General features: G+C 68.8%; 21 protein-coding genes. 12 read left to right on the top strand and 9 right to left on the bottom strand.

Features of this window, described 5'->3' with window-relative positions:
* Position 1 precedes the first annotated feature (1 nt).
* Positions 2 to 499 (top strand): transcriptional regulator NrdR, encoded by a 498-nt coding sequence (nrdR, locus tag ABD154_RS06405; protein WP_137826380.1) that lies wholly within the window; start codon positions 2 to 4, stop codon positions 497 to 499.
* Between the two features lie 555 nt (positions 500 to 1054).
* Here nrdR and ABD154_RS06400 read toward each other — a convergent pair.
* Together ABD154_RS06400 and ABD154_RS06395 are read right to left on the bottom strand one after the other, a co-directional pair.
* On the bottom strand, positions 1055 to 3265 hold the full coding sequence (locus ABD154_RS06400) for a HelD family protein (protein ID WP_198498991.1): 2211 nt from the start codon (positions 3263 to 3265) through the stop codon (positions 1055 to 1057).
* Between the two features lie 232 nt (positions 3266 to 3497).
* Positions 3498 to 4289: a spermidine synthase gene (locus tag ABD154_RS06395; RefSeq protein WP_198498990.1), complete on the bottom strand. Its 792-nt coding sequence runs from the start codon at positions 4287 to 4289 to the stop codon at positions 3498 to 3500.
* Positions 4290 to 4452: 163 nt separating this feature from the next.
* On the opposite strand from ABD154_RS06395, the gene ABD154_RS06390 reads away from it, so the two are divergent.
* Positions 4453 to 5643 carry a DUF4192 family protein gene (locus tag ABD154_RS06390; RefSeq protein WP_198498989.1) on the top strand — a complete coding sequence of 397 codons (1191 nt, stop codon included), beginning with the start codon at positions 4453 to 4455 and terminating at the stop codon, positions 5641 to 5643.
* A 750-nt stretch (positions 5644 to 6393) separates the two neighbouring features.
* Positions 6394 to 7941 (top strand): RNA polymerase sigma factor, encoded by a 1548-nt coding sequence (locus ABD154_RS06385; protein WP_344250651.1) that lies wholly within the window; start codon positions 6394 to 6396, stop codon positions 7939 to 7941.
* Positions 7942 to 8029: 88 nt separating this feature from the next.
* Here ABD154_RS06385 and ABD154_RS06380 read toward each other — a convergent pair whose 3' ends face one another.
* Entirely contained in the window at positions 8030 to 8866 is an 837-nt protein-coding gene (locus ABD154_RS06380; protein WP_198498987.1) for an N-acetylmuramoyl-L-alanine amidase family protein, read from the bottom strand.
* 97 nt (positions 8867 to 8963) lie between these two features.
* On the opposite strand from ABD154_RS06380, the gene ABD154_RS06375 reads away from it, so the two are divergent.
* Positions 8964 to 11075, top strand: a complete 2112-nt coding sequence (locus ABD154_RS06375) for a DNA gyrase/topoisomerase IV subunit B (RefSeq protein ID WP_198498986.1) — start codon at positions 8964 to 8966, stop codon at positions 11073 to 11075.
* 117 nt (positions 11076 to 11192) lie between these two features.
* Here the strand turns inward: ABD154_RS06375 and ABD154_RS06370 are convergent, their stop codons facing one another.
* Positions 11193 to 12086, bottom strand: coding sequence for a M56 family metallopeptidase (locus ABD154_RS06370; protein WP_198498985.1), 894 nt, complete (start codon positions 12084 to 12086; stop codon positions 11193 to 11195).
* 19 nt (positions 12087 to 12105) lie between these two features.
* The gene (locus ABD154_RS06365) at positions 12106 to 12468 is read right to left on the bottom strand and encodes a BlaI/MecI/CopY family transcriptional regulator (protein WP_198498984.1); all 363 of its coding nucleotides are present in this window, start codon (positions 12466 to 12468) and stop codon (positions 12106 to 12108) included.
* Positions 12469 to 12739: 271 nt separating this feature from the next.
* On the opposite strand from ABD154_RS06365, the gene ABD154_RS06360 reads away from it, so the two are divergent.
* The 3 genes from ABD154_RS06360 to cydC are packed head-to-tail and all read left to right on the top strand — an operon-like array spanning position 12740 to position 18749.
* On the top strand, positions 12740 to 14311 hold the full coding sequence (locus ABD154_RS06360; protein ID WP_376872212.1) for a cytochrome ubiquinol oxidase subunit I: 1572 nt from the start codon (positions 12740 to 12742) through the stop codon (positions 14309 to 14311).
* A 14-nt stretch (positions 14312 to 14325) separates the two neighbouring features.
* Complete coding sequence (cydB, locus tag ABD154_RS06355) at positions 14326 to 15348, top strand: cytochrome d ubiquinol oxidase subunit II (protein ID WP_198498983.1); 1023 nt, start codon at positions 14326 to 14328, stop codon at positions 15346 to 15348.
* Entirely contained in the window at positions 15345 to 18749 is a 3405-nt protein-coding gene (gene cydC, locus ABD154_RS06350) for a thiol reductant ABC exporter subunit CydC (protein WP_198498982.1), read from the top strand. Before cydB ends, cydC begins: the two co-directional genes overlap by 4 nt.
* Here the strand turns inward: cydC and sepH are convergent.
* The gene (gene sepH, locus ABD154_RS06345; RefSeq protein WP_198498981.1) at positions 18724 to 19860 is read right to left on the bottom strand and encodes a septation protein SepH; all 1137 of its coding nucleotides are present in this window, start codon (positions 19858 to 19860) and stop codon (positions 18724 to 18726) included. The two genes, cydC and sepH, sit on opposite strands and share 26 nt — an antisense overlap.
* Before the next feature lie 191 nt (positions 19861 to 20051).
* Between sepH and ABD154_RS06340 the strand changes: the two genes are divergently transcribed.
* On the top strand, positions 20052 to 21161 hold the full coding sequence (locus ABD154_RS06340; RefSeq protein ID WP_198498980.1) for a ferrochelatase: 1110 nt from the start codon (positions 20052 to 20054) through the stop codon (positions 21159 to 21161).
* Between the two features lie 109 nt (positions 21162 to 21270).
* Here the strand turns inward: ABD154_RS06340 and ABD154_RS06335 are convergent, their stop codons facing one another.
* Positions 21271 to 21498 carry a hypothetical protein gene (locus ABD154_RS06335; protein WP_137825759.1) on the bottom strand — a complete coding sequence of 76 codons (228 nt, stop codon included), beginning with the start codon at positions 21496 to 21498 and terminating at the stop codon, positions 21271 to 21273.
* Positions 21499 to 21789: 291 nt separating this feature from the next.
* On the opposite strand from ABD154_RS06335, the gene ABD154_RS06330 reads away from it, so the two are divergent.
* Complete coding sequence (locus tag ABD154_RS06330; RefSeq protein WP_009376994.1) at positions 21790 to 22089, top strand: DUF4193 domain-containing protein; 300 nt, start codon at positions 21790 to 21792, stop codon at positions 22087 to 22089.
* 118 nt (positions 22090 to 22207) lie between these two features.
* Here the strand turns inward: ABD154_RS06330 and ABD154_RS06325 are convergent, their stop codons facing one another.
* Complete coding sequence (locus ABD154_RS06325) at positions 22208 to 22663, bottom strand: DUF3093 domain-containing protein (protein WP_198498979.1); 456 nt, start codon at positions 22661 to 22663, stop codon at positions 22208 to 22210.
* A 65-nt stretch (positions 22664 to 22728) separates the two neighbouring features.
* Here ABD154_RS06325 and dut point away from each other — a divergent pair, with 65 nt between their 5' ends.
* The 3 genes from dut to ABD154_RS06310 are packed head-to-tail and all read left to right on the top strand — an operon-like array spanning position 22729 to position 24422.
* On the top strand, positions 22729 to 23202 hold the full coding sequence (dut, locus tag ABD154_RS06320) for a dUTP diphosphatase (protein ID WP_137825761.1): 474 nt from the start codon (positions 22729 to 22731) through the stop codon (positions 23200 to 23202).
* Positions 23203 to 23208: 6 nt separating this feature from the next.
* Positions 23209 to 24042 carry a DUF3710 domain-containing protein gene (locus ABD154_RS06315; protein ID WP_198498978.1) on the top strand — a complete coding sequence of 278 codons (834 nt, stop codon included), beginning with the start codon at positions 23209 to 23211 and terminating at the stop codon, positions 24040 to 24042.
* A gap of 5 nt (positions 24043 to 24047) precedes the next feature.
* Positions 24048 to 24422, top strand: a complete 375-nt coding sequence (locus ABD154_RS06310; protein ID WP_198498977.1) for an OB-fold nucleic acid binding domain-containing protein — start codon at positions 24048 to 24050, stop codon at positions 24420 to 24422.
* A 68-nt stretch (positions 24423 to 24490) separates the two neighbouring features.
* Here the strand turns inward: ABD154_RS06310 and ABD154_RS06305 are convergent.
* Positions 24491 to 24961 (bottom strand): potassium channel family protein (locus ABD154_RS06305; RefSeq protein ID WP_344250638.1); only part of this gene is annotated, 471 nt, incomplete at its 5' end.

Here is a 24961-nt window from a genome sequence, read left to right as displayed (position 1 = left end):
CATGCGCTGCCCATTCTGCCGTGAGTCCGATTCACGGGTCGTCGATTCGAGAACGAGCGAGGACGGGGCGGCGATCCGCCGCCGGCGGCAGTGCCGCCACTGCGGGCGCCGATTCACGACGATGGAGGCGACGAGCCTCTCCGTCATCAAGCGCTCGGGAGTGACCGAGGAGTTCTCCCGCCAGAAGATCATGTCCGGAGTCCGCAAGGCCTGTCAGGGCCGACCCGTCGGCGACGACGATCTCGCGAAGCTCGCGCAGAAGGTCGAAGAGGACATCCGGTCGAAGGGCATCGCCGAGATCGACGCCGACGAGGTGGGCCTGTCGATCCTCGAGCCGCTGCGCGAACTCGATCAGGTCGCCTACCTGCGCTTCGCGAGCGTCTACCAGGGCTTCGATTCGCTCGAGGACTTCGAGGCCGCGATCGACTCGCTGCGCGCCGATGCCGCGCTGCGCTCCGGGGACTCCCGCGAGGCGACGCCCGAGGACTTCGAGGCCTGAGGGCGGTGGGGCCGAGGGCCAGCGAGGTCTGAGGCCGCTGGGATCGCTCGACGTCGACGTCTGGAGAGGCCCGGACCGGGCGACCTGCGGACTCGGATACCTCGTCGACTGGTGGGCGAGCAGCCTTCGTCCTCGGGTCAGCCGAGGTTGCGGAAATCTTCTCGCGAAAACTTGTCCGAAAGTCGTCGATCACGGCAATAGTTGTGTACCATTATGAGTGCGCGCTTCGGTGCGCGGCCGCTTGCGGTTCGGAGGGGAAGCCGAACCGTCAAGCGGCCTTCGACGTTCCCGGGGACAGTCGCCGAAAGCTCGCCTCGTCGGGTCCGTGCAGGAGGGCGGAATCCGCCCTCCCCAACCGCTCACGACGACCGTGCACGGCAGCTTGTGCACGGCGCACCGGAGGTCCGCTCCCGAAGCCTCCTGCGCCTGCACTGTCGTTCAACAGTTCGCGTGAAATCCACCGGTTCGCCGACTCGACCGTCTCTCATTCAACAGTTGGCGTGAAGATGTCGTCTTCGAAGAGCGCATATTCACGCCAACTGTTGAACGAGCCGCTCAGCCGATGCCGAGGTCCGAGAGCTCCGTGGGAGCCGAGGCGAGGACGCCGAGGCGATCCGTCGTGCGGGTGAGCGCGACATAGAGCGCGCCGACCCCGTCATCCCCGCCGACCGGGGCGATGAGCCCGGGTTCGACGATGAGGACGGAGTCGAACTCGAGTCCCTTCGCCTGCTGCGGCGTGATGACGGCGATCTGATGGTCGAGACCGAGCACCGAGCGTCCGATGTCGAAGCCCGTGAGCGCCTCGGTGACGGGATCGATGAGCTCCTCCGGGGCGATCACGGCGATCTTGCCGCCGCTGACCGCGTCGACCTCAGCCGCCGCGGCGGCCGGCAGCGCGGCGATGACCGCCGCGGAATCGGCGAAGACCTCGAGGGTCGGCGGGGGACCGCCCTGCCGCACCGACTCGACGAGCTCGAGCTGCGGGAAATGCCGGTGGAGGTAGCGGTTGGCCAGGTCCATGACGGCCTGCGGCGTGCGGTAGGAGACCGTGAGCACCTCGAGGGAGAACCGGTCGCCGACGAACTCCGAGAGGATCGACTCCCACGTCCGGGCGCTGTCGCTGTGCGAGGACTGCGCGAGGTCGCCGACGAGCGTCGCCGACTTCGAGGGCACCCGCCGGAAGAGCACTCGCCACTGCATGGGGGAGAGCTCCTGCGCCTCGTCGACGACGAGGTGGCCGTACGTCCATTCGCGGTCCTCGATGGCACGCTCGGCCAGCGTCGTCGCCGGTCCCGCCTCCTCCCACCGGGCCGCGAGCGTCTCAGCGCTGACGATCGCCGAGGTCTCGGTCATGTCGACGACCGCCTCGGCGTACTCTCTGGCCGATTCGTCACGGGCGGCGGTCTGCTGGGGCGTCGATCCGAGCAGTTCGGCGAGTTCGTCGAGCAGCGGCGCATCCTCGATCGTCAGCGGCGCGTTCGCGGGACGGATGAGCAGCTCCTGCTCGGCGGCAGGGAGCACGCGATCCGCCGCGGCGTGGAGCTTGTGCGGCTTCGACAGGAGGGCGCGCAGCGCATCGGCGGGGCTGATGGGGAACCACGCGAGGTTGAGGGCGCGCCGGACGTCGACGCTCGAGCGCAGCTCGTCGAGGAGTTCGGGCAGACGCTCACCGGCGCCGTCGAGGCCCATCTGCCCGGCGAGATCCTCGGCGAGCGTTTTGAGCAGCCCGGCGACGAACCCGGTGCGCGCGGCATTGTGGGCGTCTCCGCTGCGCCGCGCCCGATCTCTCGCCGAGCGCACGTCCTTGCGACGCAGGAGCACCGTGTGGGCGCCGACGCGCAGCCGTTCGTCCTCCTCGGGCACGCGCTCGTAGTTCGCGATGTGGTTGGCGAGCACCGTCGCCATGACCGACCGGCCCTTGATCTCGGCGACCCGCGGATCATCGGAGATCTCCGTGTCGAGACCCGGGTAGAGCTGGCCGGGCGTGAGCAGGAGGGCACCGGTCTCGCCGAGGCTGGGCAGCACCTTCTCGATGTACTTGAGGAACACGGGGGAGGGGCCGACGAGGAGGACGCCGGACTTCGCGATCCGCTCCCGATGCCGGTAGAGAAGGTACGCTGCGCGGTGGAGGGCGACCGCGGTCTTGCCGGTGCCGGGTCCGCCCTGGACGACGAGGACGCCCTGCAGCGGCTGCCGGATGATCGCGTCCTGTTCGGCCTGGATCGTGGCGACGATGTCGCCCATCCGGCCGGTGCGGTGGCTCGTCAGCGCCGCGATGAGCGCCCCCTCGCCCTGCAGGGCCGAGCGCTGGGTGTCATCGAGGGCGTCGAGGTCGAGCACATCGTCCTCGACATCGGTGACCTTCCGGTTCTTCGTCACGAGGTGGCGCCGGCGGACGACGCCCTCGGGGTTCGCCGCGGTCGACTGGTAGAAGGGCTCCGAGGCGGGGGCGCGCCAGTCGATGAGGATCTGCTTGCGGTCGGCATCGGTGAGTCCGATGCGGCCGATGTAGCTCGGTTCGACGTCGTCCTTGAAGTCGAGTCGACCGAAGCACAGCCCCTCCTCGGCGCTGTTGAGGCGGATGAGCTGATCCTCGTAGAGGGTCGCGAAGGCGTCGCGTTCGCTGCGGTGCTGATGGTTGCCGCCGACCTCGGAGATCCTGACGGTTCCCAGTCGGGCACTGGTCTCGTCCCGCAGTTCGTCGAGTCGGGCATAGAGTTCGTCGAGCTTGGCCTGTTCGACGGCGATTTCTGAAGTCTCGGTCATCTCACCTTCTTGGGTCGGCAATCAATTATGCCGAACTTTCCCGGACGGGAGTAGTCGGGCCCGTCACACGGACGGTGCCGATCGAACCGGTCGCGCGCGTCACCAGCCGACACGCTCCGACACGCCACGGGCGGGGCCCACCACGGTGTCCGACTCTCCGGGAGATCGGTCTGTCGGGTCGTCGGTCAGTCAGGTCGCCGGTCTGGCAGGGTCTCGGTCCGTCGAGGTGCGGTCAGCGGCCGAGCCGGGCCGCAAGCGTCTCCCCGGTCAGCCAGGCAGCCATCGTCGGTGCCGTGCGCAGAACCCGATCGAGGGCGGCGTCGGGCAGCGGCCGCGCCGAGGCGGCGACGACGACGTTGCCGCGCCGGCGTCCCTTGAGCACACCGGACTCCGAGGCCGCGGCGAGGTGCGGGAACGCCGAGGCGGCGGCGTCGAGCTCGTCGCGCAGCACCCGGTGGTCGCCGGAATCGGGGACATTGGCGAGGAAGAGCCCGCCGGGTTTGAGCACGCGGGCGCACTCGGCGTAGAACTCGGCCGTCTGGAGTGCGGTGGGCACGGAGTCGTGGGAGAAGGCATCCCGGACGATGGCGTCGGCGGTGTCGTCGCGGAAGCCGGCGATCTCCTCGGCGCCGTCCCCGGCACGCAGCGCCAGGGCCGGAGAGCGCGGGAGGTCGAACCACGTGCGCACGTAGTCGATGAGCAGCGGGTCGATGTCGATGGCCGTCTGCCGCGATCCGGGCCGGCGGGCGTCGAGCGCCCTCGCCAGCGCACAGCCGGCGGCGCCGATGTGGATGGCGCGCACGGTGCCGGCCGGCAGAGTCGCCTCGATGATCCGCGCCATCCAGTCGAGGTATTCGAAGTCGAGGCGGGCGGGATCGCTCAGGGTGATCGACGACGAGGGCACGTCGTTGACATGGAGCACATAGCTGTCGGGTTCTCCGGCGACCTTCTCCAGCCGGGCGGTGCCCGTCGAGATCTCGACGACTTGCGCGCTGGGTGCTGTGAATATCCGTCTCTTCGCCACCACTCACTTCTATGTCAGTTCTCATCTCAGGGCAATTCGTGCGCGGATGCGTGGGGAGAGCGCACGTGACTTGCGCGCCATCGTCCTGTGGACGGATTGGTCCCGTCCACAGGGGCTGCGCGAGGTCTGGCGCGCGGGGGCCGAGGTGGAGTCGACTGGCGGCATGGACACGCCAGCGAAGACCGCAGAGGACATCATCGGAATCGTTCCCCACACCCTGGGCTACACGCCCGCGCACAGTCTCGTCGCGATCCTCGTCGTCACCGACGGACACGGGGCGCAGTCGTGCGCGACGACCCTGCGCGTCGACTTCGACCTCGAGCGGGCGGCGGCGACAGCGGCGGAGGGAGGGGAGTGGCTGTGCGAGCTCGTGTGCCGCGCCTGCCGGCCCTCGGGGGTGTTCCTCGTCCTCTACGACGACGAGTACGCGCCCGACGAGGAGTACGTCTTCGTCGGCCCCGACGACCTCGTCACCCGCGGCGATGCCGAGTATTCGGAGATGCGCCGCAGCCTCATCCGGGCCGCCACCGACGAGATGGCTCGCGCCCTCGGCCGCGCCGGCATCGACACCCTGAGCGCGTGGTGGGTCTCCGACGGGCGCTTCGGCCGTATCGACGACCGCGATGATCCCGGCACCGATCTCGCCGCAGCGCAGTCCTCGGCGTGCGCCACTGAACTCGTCTCGACGGGGTCGGCGCCCGCGGAGGGTCCGAGCGACCTCATCGTCCTGCCGGCCGACGCGGCTAAGAGAGCGGCGTTCTTCACCGATGAGCCGAGCGAACCGACGACGATGACGCAGGCGTTCGACATCCTCGGCGAGGTCTACCCTGGTCTCCTCGCCCAGCGCGGACGCACGGAGGCCTTCGATCGCGAGGAGCTCACCGCGCTGATGACACCGCGGGTGGTCCGCGCCCTCGACCGGATCCTTGCCGAGAAGTGGTCGCGTGACGCACTCGAGATGATCCTCGGCTTCGACCATCCCGATTTCCTGCCGCGTCGGGTGTGCCGGGCTCAATCCGGTGAGCTCGTGCAGTGGGCGCGCCGGGCGGGGAAGTCGCGGGCCGCGGCCGATCAGATGATCGGACTCTCCGACCGCGCGCCCACGCCGTACGACGTCCTGCTCGCGATCGCCTTCCTCAGAAGCTATGTGCCGTGGAGCAGCCCGCGGACTCTGTCGACGGCGTACGCGGTCATCGCCTGGTTCGAATGGTCGCTGGGCGGCTCGACGATGGCCGAGCAGTACGGACTCGCCGCGCTCGCCGTCGATGAGCGCAATTCGCTCGCCGAGCTCCTCGTCTCCGCCGTCGGCCACGGCTACCTGCCACGGTGGCTGATGACGCGGGCGCCGTTCTGAGTCCCTGGTCGCGTCCAGGTGGTGTGTGCGCGCCGAGGTGGGTGCTGGGTCGACCACTACCCGCAGCGTCTCGTCCTACCCGTGCCGGCGTAGGGAGTGCAGCTGCGGGTGCCTCTCGGTGAGCGGAACGGTGCTTGTGCGACTGCGGGTAGTTTTTACGACGCCGAGGTGGCTGCGAGTTGTTCATGCGCGCCGAGGTGGGTGCTGGGTCGACCGCTACCCGCAGCTTCTCGTCCTACCCGTGCAGGCGTGGGGAGTGCAGCTGCGGGTGCCTCTCGGCGAGCGGAACGGTGTGTGTGCGACTGCCGGTAGTTTTTCATGCGCCGAGGTGGCTGCGAGTTGTTCATGCGCGCCGAGGTGGGCGCTGGCTCGATCACTACCCTGAGCGTCACTTCCTACCCGTGCAGGCGTAGGGAGTGCAGCTGCGGGTGCCTCTCGGCGAGTGGAACGGTGCTTGTGCGGCTGGGGGTAGTTTTTCATGCGCCGAGGTGCGCGGGGCGGGGGAGGCAAGAGGACGTCCGGGGAGGGCCGCCGAGGTGGGCGGGGGACGGCGGGAATCTCTGCAACGGTGCCGGCGTTGACCGTGTCCGGACAGGGCGTTTCGGTGCGTGGACGCGGCTTCCCGCCGATTCGCCAAGCGGGGAATAACGTGCCAGACTTGTGCGTTGACCCTGTCATTGCATATTGGGAGAGCTGTGCGCTCGCCCTTGGGCACACGACCCTTGCGCCCCCTTGACAAGGGTCTTAGTAATGTCCTGGTGCAACTGGGAAGTATCAGCGCTCGCGAAAGGTGAACACGTGCCGACAGTCGACAGGAAAACAGTGACTGAGGAGTCGGAGGCCACTTCGTCGGGTGGATCGACGACCACAGCGGCGAAGGGAACGAAGACGAAGACGTCGTCGACCTCGCGTGCCAAGACGACCGCGGCGAAGAAGACGACTGCCGCGAAGAAGACGACGGCGAAGAGGACCACCGCGGCGAAGAGCAAGGCGGCAGAGACGGCCGAGGCCGCGGAGACCCAGGAAACCTCGGAGACCACCGAGAAGAAGACTCCCGCGAAGAAGACGACGGCGAAGAAGACCACCGCAGCCGCGAAGACGACCACGGCGGCGAAGAAGACCGCTGCGAAGAAGACGACGAAGAAGTCCGCCGAAGCCGACGACGCGCCGGCGAGCACGAAGAAGAAGTCCGACTCCGACGTCGACTCGACCGAGGACGTCGAACCGACCGCGGACGCGCTCGCCACCGAGCTCAGCCCCTCCGAGGCGACCGAGACGAAGAACTCCGAGGAGAAGGAGAAGAACGCCGCGGTCACCGAGGCCGGCGGCTTCATCGTCTCCGACGCCGACGAGGACGACGCACCCGCGCAGCAGGTCGTCTCCGCCGGTGCCACGGCCGACCCGGTCAAGGACTACCTCAAGCAGATCGGCAAGGTGGCGCTCCTCAACGCCGCCGAGGAGGTCGACCTCGCCAAGCGCATCGAAGCCGGCATGTACGCCGAGCACCTCCTCGACGAGGGCGAGGTGACCGACCCGCGGCTGACGATGGACTACAAGTGGATCATCCACGACGGGCGGATCGCGAAGAACCACCTCCTCGAGGCGAACCTCCGCCTCGTCGTCTCGCTCGCCAAGCGCTACACGGGTCGCGGCATGCTCTTCCTCGATCTCATCCAGGAGGGCAACCTCGGCCTCATCCGTGCCGTCGAGAAGTTCGACTACACGAAGGGCTTCAAGTTCTCGACCTACGCGACGTGGTGGATCCGTCAGGCCATCACCCGCGCCATGGCCGACCAGGCGCGCACGATCCGCATCCCCGTCCACATGGTCGAGGTCATCAACAAGCTCGCCCGCGTCCAGCGCCAGATGCTCCAGGACCTCGGCCGGGAGCCGAGCCCCGAAGAGCTCGCGAAGGAACTCGACATGACGCCCGAACGCGTCGTCGAGGTGCAGAAGTACGGCCGTGAGCCGATCTCCCTGCACACCCCGCTCGGCGAGGACGGAGACTCCGAGTTCGGCGACCTCATCGAGGACTCCGAAGCGGTCGTGCCCTCGGACTCGGTGAGCTTCACCCTGCTCCAGGAGCAGCTGCACTCGGTGCTCGACACCCTGTCCGAGCGCGAAGCCGGTGTCGTCTCGATGCGCTTCGGGCTCAACGACGGACAGCCGAAGACCCTCGACGAGATCGGCAAGGTCTACGGCGTCACCCGTGAGCGGATCCGCCAGATCGAGTCGAAGACGATGGCGAAGCTGCGCCACCCCTCGCGCTCGCAGGTGCTGCGCGACTACCTCGACTGAGACGCCTCACCGACGACGCCGGGCCCGTGGTCATCCGACCGCGGACCCGGCGTCGCTGTCGTCTGCGCTGCGATCCGTGCGGGAGGGCTCAGCCCAGCCAGTCGGCGACCCCGCGGGCGATCGCCTCGGCGTACTCCTTCCGACCGTCCGCGGATTCCATCGCCTTCGCCTCCTCGGGATTGCGCATCTCCCCGCATTCGACGATGACGGCCGGCACCGAGGCGTTGTTGAGTCCCGCCAGATCCGGTCGTGGGCTGATCGCCTCCTTCCCGTACGCGGGGTTCGGGGTGAACGGCCCGGCCAGCGCCGCGCTGATCGCCTCGGCGAGCTCCGTCGACGCGGTCTCGAGCTCCGGTGTCGTCCCGGGGTCGGCGACGATGACGTGGAAGCCCTTCGCCGACGTCGACTCGCTGCCGTTGGCGTGGATGCTCACCAGCGCATCGGCGTCGGCGGCGAACGTGCCGCGCTCGTCGACGCACGGCCCGACTCCGTCGTTGTCGTCGCGACTGAGGACCACCTCGGCGCCGGCGGCCTCGAGATCAGCGGTGAGCAGTCCGCTGACCTCCCACGCGAACTCCGCTTCGGAGTAGTCGGAGTCGGTCGCGGTGCCCGTCGTGTTGCACGCCTTCTCCCCGCCCCGTCCGTCGGGCACAGGGCTCGCGATCGCGGCGGGATCCTTCGCGTTGCCGCCGTTGTGACCGGGGTCGATGGCGATCGTCGTTCCCGTGAGGTCCTCATCGACGACCCGCGCCGAGGTGGGCGGTGCACTTCCGGACGACCCCGGCGGCAGCGGCTCGGCGGCGACCGTCGTCGACCGCTGGCTCGGCGCGGGGTCGGGGGCGGCGCAGGCGCCGAGCAGCACGGCGCCGAGCACGGCGGCTGCGGGCAGGGCTGCGGCGCGCAAAGGGAGACGTGGGCGGGTCATGGGGCCATTGTTCCAGCAAACCTGCCCGACACGGCGACCCCGCACCCGGGCACGGGGGACCACGGCGATTAGAATTCAATCGAACGAGAGGAAGAGTGTGGAAGAGGAAAGCTACGGCGCACGGCATCTGTCCGTGCTCTCAGGGCTCGAGGCGGTGCGCAAGCGTCCGGGCATGTACATCGGAACGACCGACTCGCGCGGGCTCATGCACTGTCTGTGGGAGATCATCGACAACGCCGTCGACGAGGCGCTCGGCGGGTTCGGCTCCTCGATCCTCATCGAACTCGAGGCCGACGGCTCCGTGGCCGTGACCGACCACGGTCGCGGCATCCCCGTCGACATCGAACCGAAGACCGGTCTGACCGGTGTCGAGGTCGTCATGACGAAGCTCCACGCCGGCGGCAAGTTCGGCGGCTCGTCGTATGCCGCCTCCGGCGGACTCCACGGGGTCGGCGCCTCCGTCGTCAACGCGCTGTCCTCACGCCTCGACGTCGAGGTCACCCGCGGCTCGAAGATCCACAAGATGTCGTTCCGGCGCGGGGTGCCCGGTCGCTTCGACGACAAGGGGAAGGCGCCGAGCCCGGACAACCCGTTCGAGGAGTTCCACGAGGCCACCGGCCTCGAGATCGTCGGCAAGGCCAAGCGGGGAGTCACCGGCACGAAGGTCCACTACTGGGCCGACCCGCAGATCTTCCTCGGCAGCGCCCAGTTCGACTACCAGCACCTCGTCGAACGCGCCCGCCAGACGGCGTTCCTCGTCCCCGGCCTCGAACTCACCATCGTCGACCGCCGCGGCGTCGCCCGTGACGAGACCGGCGCCGTCATCGCCGAACGCGTCGAGGACTTCCGCTTCGACGGCGGCATCACCGAGTTCGTCGACCACCTCTCGATCGATCCGCCGATCACCGACACATGGCGGATGCAGAGCACGGGATCGTTCAAGGAGACCGTGCCCGTCCTCGACTCCTCGGGACATCTCGTGTCGAAGGAGGTCGAACGCGAGGTCGGCGTCGATGTCGCCCTGCGCTGGGGCACCGGCTACGACACGAAGATCAAGAGCTTCGTCAACGTCGTCGCCACCCCGCACGGCGGCACCCACCTCGCCGGTTTCGAACAGGCGACGCTCAAGGCGATGCGCAAGGCCGTGGAGGCGAACTCCCGCAAGCTCAAGCTCGGCAAGGACCGCCTCGAGAAGGACGATGTGCTCGCCGGTCTCACCGCCGTCGTCACCGTCCAGCTCGCCGAACCGCAGTTCGAGGGGCAGACGAAGGAGGTCCTCGGCACCGCCGCGGTCCGCCAGATCGTCGCGAAGACCGTCGAAGCCCAGCTCGGCGGCATCCTCTCGTCGACGAAGCGCGCGGAGAAGCAGCAGGCCGCGGTCCTCATGGAGAAGGTCGTCGCGGAGCTGAAGTCGCGGATCTCGGCGCGCACCCACAAGGAGAACCAGCGCCGCAAGACCGCGCTCGAGGCCTCCTCGCTGCCGGCGAAGCTCTACGACTGCCGTGACAGCGGCGTCGCGAACACCGAGCTCTTCATCGTCGAGGGCGATTCGGCGATGGGCACGGCGAAGTCGGCGCGCAACTCCGACCACCAGGCGCTCTTCCCGATCCGCGGCAAGATCCTCAACGTCCAGAAGGCCTCGCTGGCCGACATGCTCGCCAACGTCGAATGCGCCGCCCTCATCCAGGTCATCGGGGCCGGCTCCGGCCGCAGCTTCGACCTCGAGGCGGCCCGCTACGGCAAGGTCATCATCATGACCGACGCCGACGTCGACGGCGCGCACATCCGCACGCTGCTGCTCACGCTCTTCTTCCGCTACATGAAGCCGCTCGTCGAGGAGGGCCGGGTCTTCGCCGCCGTGCCGCCGCTCCACCGCGTCGAGGTCGTGACGAAGCGCGGCACCCCGAACGAGATCGTCTACACGTACTCCGAGGCCGAACTCCACGCGCTGCTGAAGAAGCTCGACAAGTCGAAGAAGACGTACAAGGAGCCGATCCAGCGCTACAAGGGCCTCGGGGAGATGGACGCCGATCAGCTCGCGGAGACGACGATGGATCCCGCCGACCGCACCCTGCGGCGGGTGACGATGGCCGACGCCGAGGCGGCGGAGCGGACCTTCGAACTCCTCATGGGCTCCTCGGTGGGCCCGCGCAAGGAGTTCATCGTCTCCGGCGCCGCCGTGCTCGACGCCGAGCGCATCGACAGCTGAGGACCAACCCGCGCCGGGGCCACCTCGGCACGGGGGACAGCAGTGCTGTGACCGCGCGCGACGCGGTGCCCGGCGGGAAGCGGTGCCGGGCGCGGTGCTCAGCGCAGCTCCCGCGGATCAGTGCAGGGGAGCGACGGGCACGAAGAGGAGCACCGTCGGGATGAGGAGGAGGCCCGCGGCGACGAGGCAGGCGCACAGGCGCACCATCGTGCGCGCGGGATGGCGCGCCTGGGACAGGCGTGCGATGCGCTCGGCGCTCAGACCCTCCCGATGCTCGGGACTGATCGCCGCGGCGGCAGCGACGGCGCGCGCGAGCACCGCCGGGTCGACGGTCTGACGAGCCTGGTCGTCGGCCATGAACTCGATGAGGCGATTGACGGAGTTGAGCCCGATCGCGGTGGCCGAGAAGAACGGCAGCGCCCGATGCCACGCCGCGAACGGGATGACGAGGATGTCGTGGCGGAAGTCGAGATGGGCCTTCTCATGCGCGATGACCGCGGTGCGCTCGGCCTCGCTGAGAACCTCAAGGAGGCCTGTCGACAGCACCGCCGTGCCCTTGCGCGGCCCCTCGGGCAGACAGTAGGCGACGGGCTCGTTCGAGGAGATGATGCGGGTGTCGGGATAATTCTGCGACGGCTCGCTGAGCAGGTGTAAGATCTCGGCATGGCGAAGTCGAGTTCTCCGCGCTGAATAGAACGTCAGCGCGAGGCAGCCGAGGAGGCGCCCGATGAGCACCAGCGCGATGACGAGGAAGACCCACGCGAGGACGGACAGCCGTGCGTGCGATTCGCCGCGGATGAGATCCCACAGTCCGATGGGAAGATTCGGTGCCCCGGGGTCGACGGCGAAGGCCAAGGCAGCGCCGATGAGCGAGAGTCCACCAGAGAGTCCGACGGCCTGCCAGAGGATGACTTCGGAGATCGGGTCGCTGCGGAAGCGGCGCAGCAGTGCGGGAACCGGCCAGGCGAGGAGGAACGCCAACACTCCCAGGAGACACCCGACGATGCTCATGGTGGTACTCGGCCCGCCGTCAGGAGCGCGTCGAGTGGTTGCGCCCCAGAAGGCTGCGCAGGGTCTTCTCGTCGGCTTCCGACACGGTGCCGAGGAAGCGGGCGAGGACGGCCTGACGATCCGGGGCCTGCGAGAGCACCTCGGTCATCAGCTCGGCGACGTGGTCCTCACGGGTCGAGACTGCGAGGTAGCGATGGGGGCGGATGCTCCGATCGCGGGTGACGAAGCCCTTCTTCTCCAGACGCGTGAGCACGGTGTGAACCGTGGTGAGGGCGAGGTCGCGGTCGGCGAGGGCGTCACGCAGCTCAGCGGCGCTGAGGCCGTCGTCGTGCGCCCAGATGGCGTCCATGACGCTGCGTTCGAGTTCGCCCAGAGTTCCCACGATGTCCTTGTCCTCGGTAGTGACCGCGCCGCCTGCGGCGCTGGTCCGGCTGGAGCCTCCATTCTACCTCTACATGGTGTCGAATTCCATGTGAGACGCGCCTCTGCGTCAGTCTCGCCTGATCTCCGGTCTGCGGGTGCTGACCAGCGCGGACACGGATGCCGGGATGGTCCGGGCTGGAATGTGAGACAGTGGCTTTCAGAGTTCTACCAGGCGTAGAATTCTACGTGTTGTAGAAAGTTTCCCCTCGACGACTAGAACGGAGAAGCCCATGGAACTGGATCCGGTGCTCATCGGACGCTGGCAGTTCGGCATCACCACCGTCTATCACTTCTGGATGGTTCCCCTCACGCTCGGGCTCGGCATGCTCGTCGCGATCCTCCAGACGATGTACCACCGCACCGACAACGAGGTCTACCTGCGGGCCACGAAGTTCTTCGGCAAGCTCTACCTCATCAACTTCATCATGGGCGTGGCCACCGGTCTCGTCCAGGAGTTCCAGTTCGGCATGGCATGGAGCGAGTACTCCCGCTTCGTCGGCGACGTCTTCGGCGCACCGCTGGCGATGGAGGCGCTCATCGCGTTCTTCCTCGAATCGACGTTCCTCGGTCTGTGGATCTTCGGCTGGGGCAGGCTCAGCCGGCCCGTCCACCTCACCGTGCTGTGGTGTGCCGTCATCGGCTCGTGGATCTCCGCGTTCTTCATCATCGTCGCGAACTCGTGGATGCAGCACCCCGTCGGCGTCGAACTCGTCGACGGCCGACCGGTGATGACCGACGTCTGGGCGGTGCTCGGCAACAACACGGCCATCGCCGCCTACACCCACACGCTCTTCGGCGCTGTCGCCGTCGGCGGCAGCTTCCTCGTCGGCATCTCGTGGTACCACCTCTACCGGCGCCGCAAGGACGGCATCGACACCGTCGGCAAGGACGGCAAGGTCATCGTCGGCAGCGCCCCCGATGTGCCCGGTCGCGACGCGATCGACTACCGCGTGTGGATCAAGTGCCTGCGCATCGGCGCGATCTCCGGCATCATCGCCTTCGCCGGCGTCTCGATCACCGGTGACATCCAGGCGAAGCTGATGTTCGAGCAGCAGCCGATGAAGATGGCCTCGGCCGAGGGCGCCTGCCACGACGGCACGGAGTTCTCCGTGCTCACCGTCGGCGACCTGCAGTCGAACAACTGCTCCGACGTCCAGTCCGTGCTCGAGGTCCCCGGCCTGCTCTCGTTCCTCGCCAACGGCGACTTCACCACCCCGGTCCACGGCGTCAACACCCTGCTGCCGGAGTACCAGGAGCGGTACGGGACGAACCTGCCCGACGACCCGCGCTACGGCGAGCACGCCGGTGAGCCGATCAACTACCAGCCCATCATGATCGTCACCTACTGGGGCTTCCGCGCGATGATCGGCTTCGGCTTCGTCGCGGTCGGAGTCTGCGCGCTGGCCCTGTGGCTGACGCGCAAGGGCACGGTGCCGGCCTCGCCCTGGATGATGCGCGGTGCGCTTCTGGCGATCACCGCACCGTTCATCGCGAACTCGGCCGGGTGGATCTTCACCGAGATGGGTCGCCAGCCCTTCGTCGTCGCCCCCAACCCGGCACAGCTCGACGGCGTCTACATGTTCACCCAGGCCGCGCTCTCACCGCAGCTGACCCCGGCGATGCTGCTGTTCTCCCTCATCAGCCTCACCCTCGTCTACGGCGGGCTGATGGTCGTCGAACTCAAACTCATCATCAAATACACCAGAGGAGGGGTCGCCTCGGCGATGCCCGAACTCGCCGAGTCCAACAAGAAGCCCACGATCACCGGCAACGACGACGACGTTCTGTCGTTCGCGTACTGAGGAGGAGAAGACAGATGGAAATCCTGGCAACGATCTGGTTCGTCCTCATCGCCGTCCTGTGGATCGGCTACCTGTTCCTCGACGGGTTCGACCTCGGAGTCGGCATGCTCATGCCGATCTTCACGAAGGACGAGCGCGGCAAGCGCGTCCTGCTCAACTCGATCGGACCCGTCTGGGACGGCAACGAGGTGTGGCTGATCACGGCGGCCGGCGCGATGTTCGCGGCGTTCCCGCACTGGTACGCCTCCCTGTTCAGCGCCCTCTACATCCCGCTCACCCTGTGCCTGCTCGGGCTGATCTTCCGCGCCGTGGCCATCGAGTACCGCGGCAAGGGCCACACGCAGCGCTGGCTGACGTTCTGGACCTGGGCGATGGCCATCGGCTCGACCGTCGTCGCGTTCCTCATCGGCGCCCTCCTCGTCATCACGACGACGGGTCTGCCGCTCAACGAGAACGGCGACATGGTCGGCGGTCCCTTCGCGTGGCTCGGCTGGCCCGCCCTCCTCGGCGGACTCGGCGGTGTCGGCTTCAGCTTCGTCCACGGTCTGATGTTCCTCTGCCTCAAGACCGAAGGCGAGCTGCGGGCCAAGGCCCGCCGCTGGGCACTGGCGACGACCCTGCCGTTCGCGATTCCCTTCCTCATCTGGTTCGCCCTCTCGATCCGCCACAGCGCATGGCTGATCGTGCCGGTCGCGATCGCCCTCATCGCGCTCATCGCCTCGTTCGTCGCGCTGCGGGCCGGGGCGGAGAAGAAGGCGTTCTTCCTCCACGGCGTCTTCCTCCTCGCCGGGATGGGCGCGGTCTTCGCCGGCGTGTTCCCGAACGTCCTGCCCTCGACGCTCGACCCGGCGTTCTCGCTGACGATCGCCACCGCATCGTCGTCGGACTACACGCTCGGCGTCATGCTCGTCGTCACCGCGATCTTCTTCCCGATCGTGCTCGGCTACCAGATCTTCAGCTACCGGCAGTACCTCAACCGCCTCACCGAGTCGCACATCCCCGACGCCCACAAGGTGCCGGCGGCGATCCGCTCGTGAGCTCGCCACTGGGGATCCTCCTGTCGCTGCCCGCCGGCAGGAGGGGCCTCGTCCTCTCCGTGACGAGCGCGGCAGCGCGGGCCGTCGGCATCGTCTTCATCGCCGAGGCGCTCGTGCGCACGATCCTCGACCTCGGATCGCTCCCGCTGTGGATCGTCCTCGGGCTCCTCGGCGCCGGACTGCGCGGGGCGAGCCTGTGGGCCGACCACAGCCTCGGCACCGGGCTGGCCGCCGAGGCGAAGCGCGGACTGCGCGCCCGCATCCTCTCCACGCTGCTGGGCAGGCGGGGGATGCCCCGGGCCAAGGCCGCGGTGACGGTGACGCGCGGGGTCGATGACCTCGACGACTACTTCACGACGGTCGTGCCCGCACTCACCCAGGCCGCGGTCGTGCCCGCGGTGCTCCTCGTGCGGATCCTCTTCGCCGACCTCCTCTCGGCGGTCATCATCATCGCGTGCCTGCCGCTCGTGCCGCTGTTCATGGTCCTCATCGGCCGCTACACCGAGGAGACGACGGCAGAGAGCACCCGTGCGCTCGAGCGGATGTCCGACCACCTCGCCGAACTCGCCGAGGGTCTGCCGGTCCTCATCGGGCTCGGCCGGTCCCGGGAGCACGCCCGCACCCTGCGCAGGCTGAGCACCGACTACCACCAGGCGAATCTCGCGACGCTGCGCATCGCGTTCCTCTCGAGCCTCGCCCTCGAACTCATCGCGACGATCTCCGTGGCGCTCGTCGCCGTCGTCATCGGCGTCCGCCTCGTCTACGGCACGATGGACCTGAGCGACGGACTGCTCGCGCTGCTGCTCGCTCCCGAGTGCTTCATGCCGCTGCGCGCCCTCGGCGCCGGGTTCCACGCCAGTGAGAACGGCCGTGAGTCCTACGATCGGGCCCAGGCCCTCCTCGCCGCAGGTGACGACGAGGAAGCCGGTCCCGCCTCGGCGGCTGCGCACGCGGACCACGCCGTGACCTACGCCGACGGAACCACCGTCGCCTGGGACGGCTCCATCCCGACGACCCCGGGCATCACCGCGGTCCTCGGCCCCTCCGGAGCGGGGAAGTCGACGATCCTCGCGGCGCTCTCGGGCAGCCTCGCGGCCGGGGCGACGACGACGCTGGCACCCGCCCGCGCCGCGCTCGTGCCGCAGACCCCGCGGACCTTCGGGGCGACCCTGGGCGAGGAGCTCGCGACCTTCGGACTCACCGGTGGCGCAGCCGAGGCCGCGCTGCTCACCGCGGGCCTTCCGCCCACCCTCGACCTGCCCACCGGCGCGCTCAGCCCCGGGCAGCTGCGCCGTCTCGCCCTCGTGCGGGTGCGCGGCAGGGACACCGACCTCCTCATCCTCGATGAGCCGACGGCCCACCTCGACGACGACAATGCGGAGTTGATCATCGCGATGCTCGCCGAGGCGGCCGCCGCGACCCGCATCGTCCTCGCCAGCCATGACCCGCGGGTGCTCGCGCTCGCGACCGACACGATCACCCCGCGCGTCACCGCGGCCCCGGTCTCCGCCTCCACCGCACCGGTCGAGGAGGGCACTGCGGACACCGCGACGGACGACTCGCATGACACCGCGGGCACGACGACCGCGGGAACGACGGCGACCGTGGCGGCCCCGAACCTGGCCCCGGCCTCAGCTGGTGCCGCGGTGTCAGCTGGTGCCCCAACAGTCGGTGACCGCTCCGGAGACACCGCGGTCGTGTCTCCCGAACGCGGCTCCGGCGACGTGCCCGCACCCGGGAGTCTGCGCCGGCGCGCGGCGACGCTGCGCACCGCGCTGCCGCTCATGCGGTGGACGATGCTCATCGCCCTCCTCACCGCATGCGCCTCGAGCCTCGCGGCGATCTCGCTCACCGCACTCTCCGGGTGGCTCATCGTCGAGGCCTCGTACGGGCCGCCGATCATGACGCTGCTCGTCGCGATCGTCGGGGTGCGCTTCTTCGGTCTCAGCCGCTCGATCTTCCTCTACGTCAGCCGACTCAACCTCCATTCGGCGATCTTCTCCGCGCTCGGGCGCCTGCGCTCGGTGCTGTGGTCGCATTTCGAGCGCGCGGGCATGAGCGACCGCACGATGCTCACCTCGGACACGGCGCTGACGACGATGGTCGCCGACGCCGACGAGGTCCGCGACCTCGTGCCGCGCACCCTCTTCCCGCCAGTCGTCTCCGCCCTCGTCATCGTCGCCGTCATCATCGCCACCGCGATCCTCGATCCGGGGTCGGTGCCCGTCCTCGTCGCGCTCGCGCTCGTCAACCTCGTCGTCGTCCCGCTCGTCTTCGTCCGTGCCGAGGCGCCGTGGGCGCGGCGGATCCGCGCAGGACAGGCACGGATCCTCTCCCTCCTCGCCCGTGCGCTCGGGGCGAAGACCGACCTCAGCGCCAACGGCGCGAACGCCGCCGTCCTCGGCCGGCTCACCGCGGCCGAAGACGACCTCGAGGCCGCGCAGCGCGCCTCGGCGCGGAACTTCGGCGCCGCACAGCTGTGGGTCGAGGTGACGACGGTGCTCGCCGCGATCGTCATCGCCCTCATCTCCCCGGCGCCCACGGAGATCCTCGCCGTCGTCGTCCTCAGCACCTTCGGTCTCGTCGACCCACTGGCCTCGGCGCTCACCGCGTGGCGGCAGATGCCCGCCCTCGGGATCGCCCTCGACCGCCTGCCGCCCGTCACCGCGGACTCCCGCCACGACGACGATGAGGCCGACGACGACCCGGCGGCCGCCTCGGCGCTCACCGCTCTCGAACTCGCCGATGTCACCGTCGGCTGGGACGGCGTGCCCGTGCTCGACGACCTCGACCTCGCTGCGGATGCGGACAGGTGGACGGTCGTGTGCGGGGAGAGCGGCAGCGGGAAGACGACGACGGTGAGCGTCCTCCTGCGGTTCCTCACCCCGTGGCGCGGGCGCTATGACGCACAGGAGCGGAACGGGCAGCGCGTCGACGTTCTCGCGCTCGACCCCGACGAGCTCGCCGGTCGGATCGCGTGGTGCCCGCAGGAGGCGCACGTGTTCCGGTCGACGGTGCGCGGCAACCTCGCCCTGGCGCGCCGGGATGTGCCGGACGAGGAGGAGATGTTCGCCGCGCTCACCGCCGCCGGACTCGGTCACTGGGCGAGCCCCGAGGGCCTCGACCGGTGGGTCGGGGACCACGGGACGGAGATCTCAGGAGGGGAGAGACAGCGCCTCGCCGTCGCGCGCACCCTGCTCAGCGGGGCCGAGGTCATCGTCCTCGACGAACCCACCGCGCACCTCGATGCGGCCACGGCCCACCGCCTCGTCGCGGATCTGCGGGCCAACCTCCCCGATCACACGGTCATCATGGTCACCCACGATGAGAGCCTCATCGACGGAGGCGACCGCGTGCTGCGGTTGGGAACGGACGTCAGTCCCGCTTCGATCCGAACATGATCTCGTCCCAGCTCGGGACCGAGGCGCGGCTGCTCTTCTTCTTCGCCTTCGATTCGGTGTCCTTCGACGTCTCGACCCCGTCGCTCACCCCGGGCTCGTTGAGCAGGGAGAGCTGGTTGTCGTCGTCGAACGTGCCGACCTCCTGAGTCGGCTCCTGCGGTTCGTCAGCGGCATCGGATGAGGCCTCCGCCTGCGCGGGCCCGCGATCGCCGGCCTTCGCCGCGCTGTGACGGCTCGCCGCCTCGGCGATCCTGTCCTCGAATGCGAACACCTCATCGTCGGTGGCATCGGCGGGACGCCCGGGCGCGGTGTGCGCGCCCTGCGGGTGGGTCTCGGGGTCCTCGGTGACGGCGCGGAGGCGACCGCGGGGTTCGTCGTCGTCGCGACGGCGACGACGGAGGTTCTCGAGGATCCGCCCGGTCTCGGCCTGGTGATCGCCGAGCGTCGCGGGCTGCTCGGCCGGCCGCTCCGGCGCCGAAGCCTGCGGGTCAGGGGTGTCGATCTCCTCGGTGGTGCGACGGCTCGAGCTGTAGCCGGGGATCGGACCGGTGTCCGTGGGACCGGAGTCCGCGAGCCACTTCGCCTCATCGTCGAGGGCCGTGAGCGACCCGCGGTAGTAGTTCCACCCGGCGGTGCGCTTGCGGTCGGCGGCGATGAAGCTGAGTTCGATGTACCAGTTGCCGTCCTGCTGCTTCCACGCGTCCCAGTCCATCGTCTCGATGTCGACGTCGCGCATCGCCAGACGGGTCTGGCTGAGTTCGACGAGCGGGGTCGGGTCGCCGTTGGGGTCGTGATCGGAATAGATGGGGTGCCGGCTCGCGGTGTGCGCCATGTGGGCGCGTTCGGCCAGGGCCGGGCGCTCGTACGTGCGCACCTGGTCGGGGTCGGCGCCGGTGGCCGCGATGACCTCCTCGGCGCTCATCCCGCCGCGGATCATCGCCTGGATGTCGCGCGGGCGGATGGGGGAGTCGGAGCGCACGACGGCCCTGTCCTTGCGCACAGCCGCATAGAGGGACTCGTCGAGCTTCAGTCGATACTGTGCCCCGGAGTCATCGCCGAGGAGCAGATGAGTGCCGTCGGCATCGACCCCGTGCAAGATGAGTTCACGCATTTCGCTCCTTTATCGCTTCTCATGAAGAATCGTGTCACGACCGCACCGCTCAGCCCCGCAGATTTGCTCGCGAGTCGCGAATTCGGCAGGCCGGGGCACGCGCGGGCAGCGGTGGGCGGCGAAAGTGAGTCGAACGTGCTCAGGGTGCGGACAACGGGCGAGCGATCTCTACACGCTGTAAAATCTCTGACGTGAATACGACAGCCCCCATTGACACCCTTGTCCTCATGTCCTTCGGCGGACCGGAATCGCCCGAGGAGGTCGTTCCGTTCCTCAAGAACGTCACTGCGGGGCGCGGCATCCCCGACGAGCGCCTCGAGGAGGTCGGGGAGCACTACTACGGATTCGGCGGCAAGTCCCCGATCAACGACCAGAACAAGGCGCTGCTGGCGGCCCTGCGCGCCGAGCTCGAGCGGCGCGGCCTCGACCTCCCGCTCGTGTGGGGCAACCGCAACTGGGAGCCCTACCTCACCGATGTCGCCCGCACCGAGGCGGCGGCCGGACGCTCCCGCTTCCTCGCGATCGACACCTCGGCGTACTCCTCCTACTCCTCGTGCCGGCAGTACCGTGAGGACTTCGCCGGCACGGTCGCAGGACTCGCCGACGAGGGCATCGAGGTGAGCTTCGACAAGGTCCGCCAGTTCTTCAACCATCCCGGCTACGCCGAGGCGTGCGCGACGCTGCTGCGCGAGGGGCTCGACGACTTCCGGGCCCAGGTCGGCGCCCTCGACCCGGCCCGTCACCGGATCCTCTTCGTCACGCATTCGATCCCCGACGTCATGCAGGAGGCCTCGGCGGTGGCGACCGTGGGCTACCAGGCCCAGCATGAGGAGCTCATGGAGTTCCTCCTCGGCGGCCTCACCGAGGCGGACCGGCTGCCCGCGGAGCTCGTCTACTGCTCCCGCTCGGGTGCACCGCACGTGCCGTGGCTCGAACCCGACGTCAACGACCGCATGGAAGAGCTCGCCGCCGAGGGCGTCACCGGTGTCGTCCTCGCCCCGATCGGCTTCATCTCCGACCACATGGAGGTTGCCTTCGACCTCGACACCGAGGCGAAGGAGACGGCGGAGGAGCTCGGCCTCGCGTTCACCCGGGTGGCCACCGTCGGCACGCACCCGACGTTCGTCGCAGGCCTCGTCGACCTCGTCGAGGAGCGCCTCGCACAGCTGTCCGGGCAGACCCCGGAGACGCCGGCGATCCCCGGCACACGCGCGCTGACCCCCGGCAGCGGGGCGTGCAGCATCGACTGCTGCCGGGGCCGGGTCGAGCGCCCGACCCTGCCGAACTGGCCCTCGGTGTAAGCCCGGCGCAGCAGCCCTGCACACACGGACGCGGCCCCTCCCGAAGCGATTCGGGAGGGGCCGCGTCCGTGTGTCTGAGGTCTGTGTGCTTGAGGCGAGGCTGCTCGGGTCAGGATTCTCTGGGTTCGGGGATGACCGGGATGGCGCCGGTCTCGGCCTTGATGACCTCGGCGATCGGGCCGGTGTCGACGTCGTTGCGGTCGGCGAGTTCGAGGAGGTTCTCGAGGTCGTCGATGAGGCTCTCGACGAGGAAGTCGTCGCCGGCATCCCTGGCGTCGTGTAAGCGATGACGGACATCGTCGATTCTGTTATCGAGCTGATCTGCGAATTCACTCATCGTGCATCCGTCCTTCCGACAATAGGCCGCCGGGGATGAGGTCGAGTCATCGCCGACGTGTGGTCGTTTCTCTCCGAGGCCGGCATGCTCGCTCAGCATCGTCTCCTGCATTCTCGCAGAGCTTTTCGAGAGTCGTATGTGTGTCCTTCGTCATCGTGACGAGAATCACCGTGACAGGGTACCATCTGCTCTTGCCAAAGGGTACTGGGCAGTGCACAATGCTGGGGACACGATAGGCGACAGGGGCTGAAACTCCTTTTCAGCACACCCGACAGAGAGCGATGAGGCCATATGGCAACCGACTACGACGCACCTCGCAAGCACGACGACGAAATCAAGAGCGACTCGATCGAGCAGCTCAAGGCGCAGCGCTCGCAGGCGCAGGCCAGCAAGATCGACGAGGACGAGACGGCAGCGGCCGAAGGGTTCGAACTTCCCGGCGCCGACCTGTCGAACGAAGAGCTCTCGGTGCGCGTGCTTCCGAAGCAGAACGACGAATTCACCTGCATGGAGTGCTTCCTCGTCCGTCACCGTTCGCAGCTGGCGAGCGATGAGGGCGGAATCCTCATCTGCACGGACTGCGCAGGCTGAGCGTCGCGACATCCCCACCAAGACGAACGCGCCCCTTCGAGGGCGCGTTTTTCGTTGCTCGGCGTCTGGCGCTGGGCCCGGAGTCGGGCGCTGCGGCCGGCGTCGGGCGGGGTCGTGCTCAGGCGCGCAGGGCGGCGGCGAGCTCCTCGGGGTGCCGGCTCGAGACGAGCCAGTACGGGGTGGGGTCGGAGGCATCGTCGATGTCGATGCGCACTGCGGTCTTCACCCAGGGGCGGAGCACGAGGAAGGCGCGGGCGTCGAGCCCGGTGCCGCGGGCCTCGCGGGCCGCCTCGATGCCGAGGGCCTCGACGCCGCCGAGGAATGCCCGATCGATGTGGGCGTCGCCGACGAAGAGCTGGCGGCCGGTGACGATGATCGTGATCCCCAGCGAGCGCAGCCACCATGCGAGCAGGGCGAAGGTGACGACGGGCAGGATGAAGGCGCCGAGCGTCCAGACGGGGAGGACCATGGCCGCCGTCGAGACGGCGGCGACCGCGATGAGCACCCACATGGCGGGCGAGGGGCTGACCTTCTCCCGGTAGGTCACCTGCGAATCGGTATGAGTCTGAGCCATGTCCTCCATTCTCCCACAGCGCGCATGTTTGAAGCGCTCAGGCTTGGGCACTAGAGTGCAACCTTGTGACAGAAGGCTTGCGCATCGAAATCACCCTCGTCGACGACGGAATGGCCCCGCCGAGCTACGCCCACGCGTCCGACGCCGGCGCGGACCTGTGCTCGGCGATCGACTTCACCCTCGAACCGTTCGAACGGCGCACCGTGCCCACCGGGATCGCGATCGCCCTCCCGCCCGGCCACGCCGGTTTCGTCCACCCCCGCTCGGGACTCTCGAGCAGGCACGGCGTCACCGTCGTCAACGCCCCGGGGACGATCGACTCCGGATACCGCGGCGAGATCAAGGTGCCGCTCATCAACCTCGACCCGACCGTGCCGCTGCGCATCACCCGCGGTGACCGGATCGCCCAGCTCATCATTCAGGAGATCCGACAGGCCGCGTTCACCGTCGTCGACACCCTCGACGACAGCGACCGCGGCACCGGCGGATTCGGCTCCACCGGCGGAGTCGTCTCCGGTCTCAACGCAGAAGTGGAGTGAAGGACAATGGGACTGTTCTCACGTTTTTCGAAGAAGTCAGCGGCCGCGGACGAGGAGTCCGCGACCGACCGCAGCACCGACGAGGAGATCGTCGACGACGAACTCGTTGACGAGGACGTCGCTGACGATCATGACAGCGATGACGACGCCGAGGCGGTCGCCGAGACCGAGGCGGAGACCGAGGACCTCGACGACGAAGCGGTCCTGGAGAAGTCCGCACCGCTCGACCGGGCGGAGAAGGGCCCTTTCGACGCGGCCGAGGACTACCCCGAGCTCAACCGCCTCGACCTCGGTGCGCTCAAGGTGCCCGTCGTCGACGGCATGCAGATCCGCCTCGACACCGACGACGACTCGCAGCGCGTGCTCGCCGTGACCCTCATCCACGACGGTGGGGGAGTCCAGCTCCAGGCGTTCGCCACCCCGCGATCCGAGGGGCTGTGGAACACGGTGCGCCGGCAGCTCACCGAATCCGTCGAATCCCAGGGCGGGGAGTGCACCGAGCTCCACACCGGGCTCGGCCGCGAGCTCGCCGTCGAGGTGCCCGCGAAGACCGAAGACGGACGTCCCGGCAAGCGCGCGATGCGGTTCGCCGGCGTCGACGGTCCGCGCTGGTTCGTCCGCGCCGTGTTCTCCGGCAAGGCCGTCACCGACGCCGAGGTGCGCGCAGAGCTCAGTGCGCTCGTGCGCGGTGTCGTCGTCGACCGCGGCGACGAGGCGATGGCTCCTCGCGAGCTCATCGCCCTCACCGCCCCCGAGGTCGATGCGGCTCCCGAGCCCGAGGACGAGACCGAGGACATCAACCCGTTCGCCCGCGGACCCGAGATCACCGAGGTCCGCTGATCGCCATGCTCGATCTTCTCAGCCGGCTCACGCAGAGCCTCGGCTCCCGCGACGACGACGCCCGCGAGGACCTGCGGATGGCCAGCCGGATTCCCGGCGTCGTGAGCATCGGCGACGTCGCCCCGCGGGCGATGGTCCGCATCGCCGGGGTCGTCAGCGCCGTGACGCGGTCGACGAACGCTGACAACCCGCGCCTGACGATCACCGTCTCCGACGGCACCGGCGACGTCGAGGCGCAGTTCCTCGGCCGCCGCGAGATCAGCGGCATCAGACCCGGCGCGCTTCTCGTCCTCGAAGGCCGGTTCTGCGACCGCGACGGTGTGCTCGCCGCCCACAACCCCGTCTACGAACTCGTCGCCCCCAAGGACGAGCACGAGTGAGCGATCTGCGCCACCGCGAGTGAGCGCGCACTGGTCGTAAGCGCTCGGTTTCCACCGCGTGAGAGCGCTCAGTCCGCGCTGTCGGCCTTGGCCGCGGCCTGGAGCAGGCTGAGCAGCGCCCCCTCCTGATCGGGGGAGGAGAGGAAGAAGAGCTCGTCCCCGCCCTCGATGACGTCATCGGCGCTCGGCGCGAAGGCGCGGGCGTTGCGGATGATCGCGACGAGCACGGTGTCGACGGGGAACGCGATGTTCCCGATCCGGGACGCCACGAGGTCCGAGGACTCGTTGACGGTGAACTCCATGAGCCCGGCCTGACCGCGTTCGAAGCTCATGAGGTGGACGAGACCGCCGACCTCGACGGCCTCCTCGACGAGCGCGGTCATCAGCCGCGGCGTCGACACCGCGACGTCGACGCCCCAGTTGTCGTCGAAGAGCCATTCGTTCTTCGGATTGTTGACCCGCGAGACCGTGCGGGGCACCCCGAACTCCGTCTTCGCAAGGAGGGAGAGGACGAGGTTCGTCTTGTCGTCGCCGGTGGC

Source organism: Brevibacterium sanguinis, assembly GCF_039528855.1.
In the GTDB taxonomy this organism is placed as follows: domain Bacteria; phylum Actinomycetota; class Actinomycetes; order Actinomycetales; family Brevibacteriaceae; genus Brevibacterium; species Brevibacterium sanguinis.
Note: the sequence above shows the minus strand (reverse complement) of the source record. Positions and strands in the feature narration are given on the sequence as shown.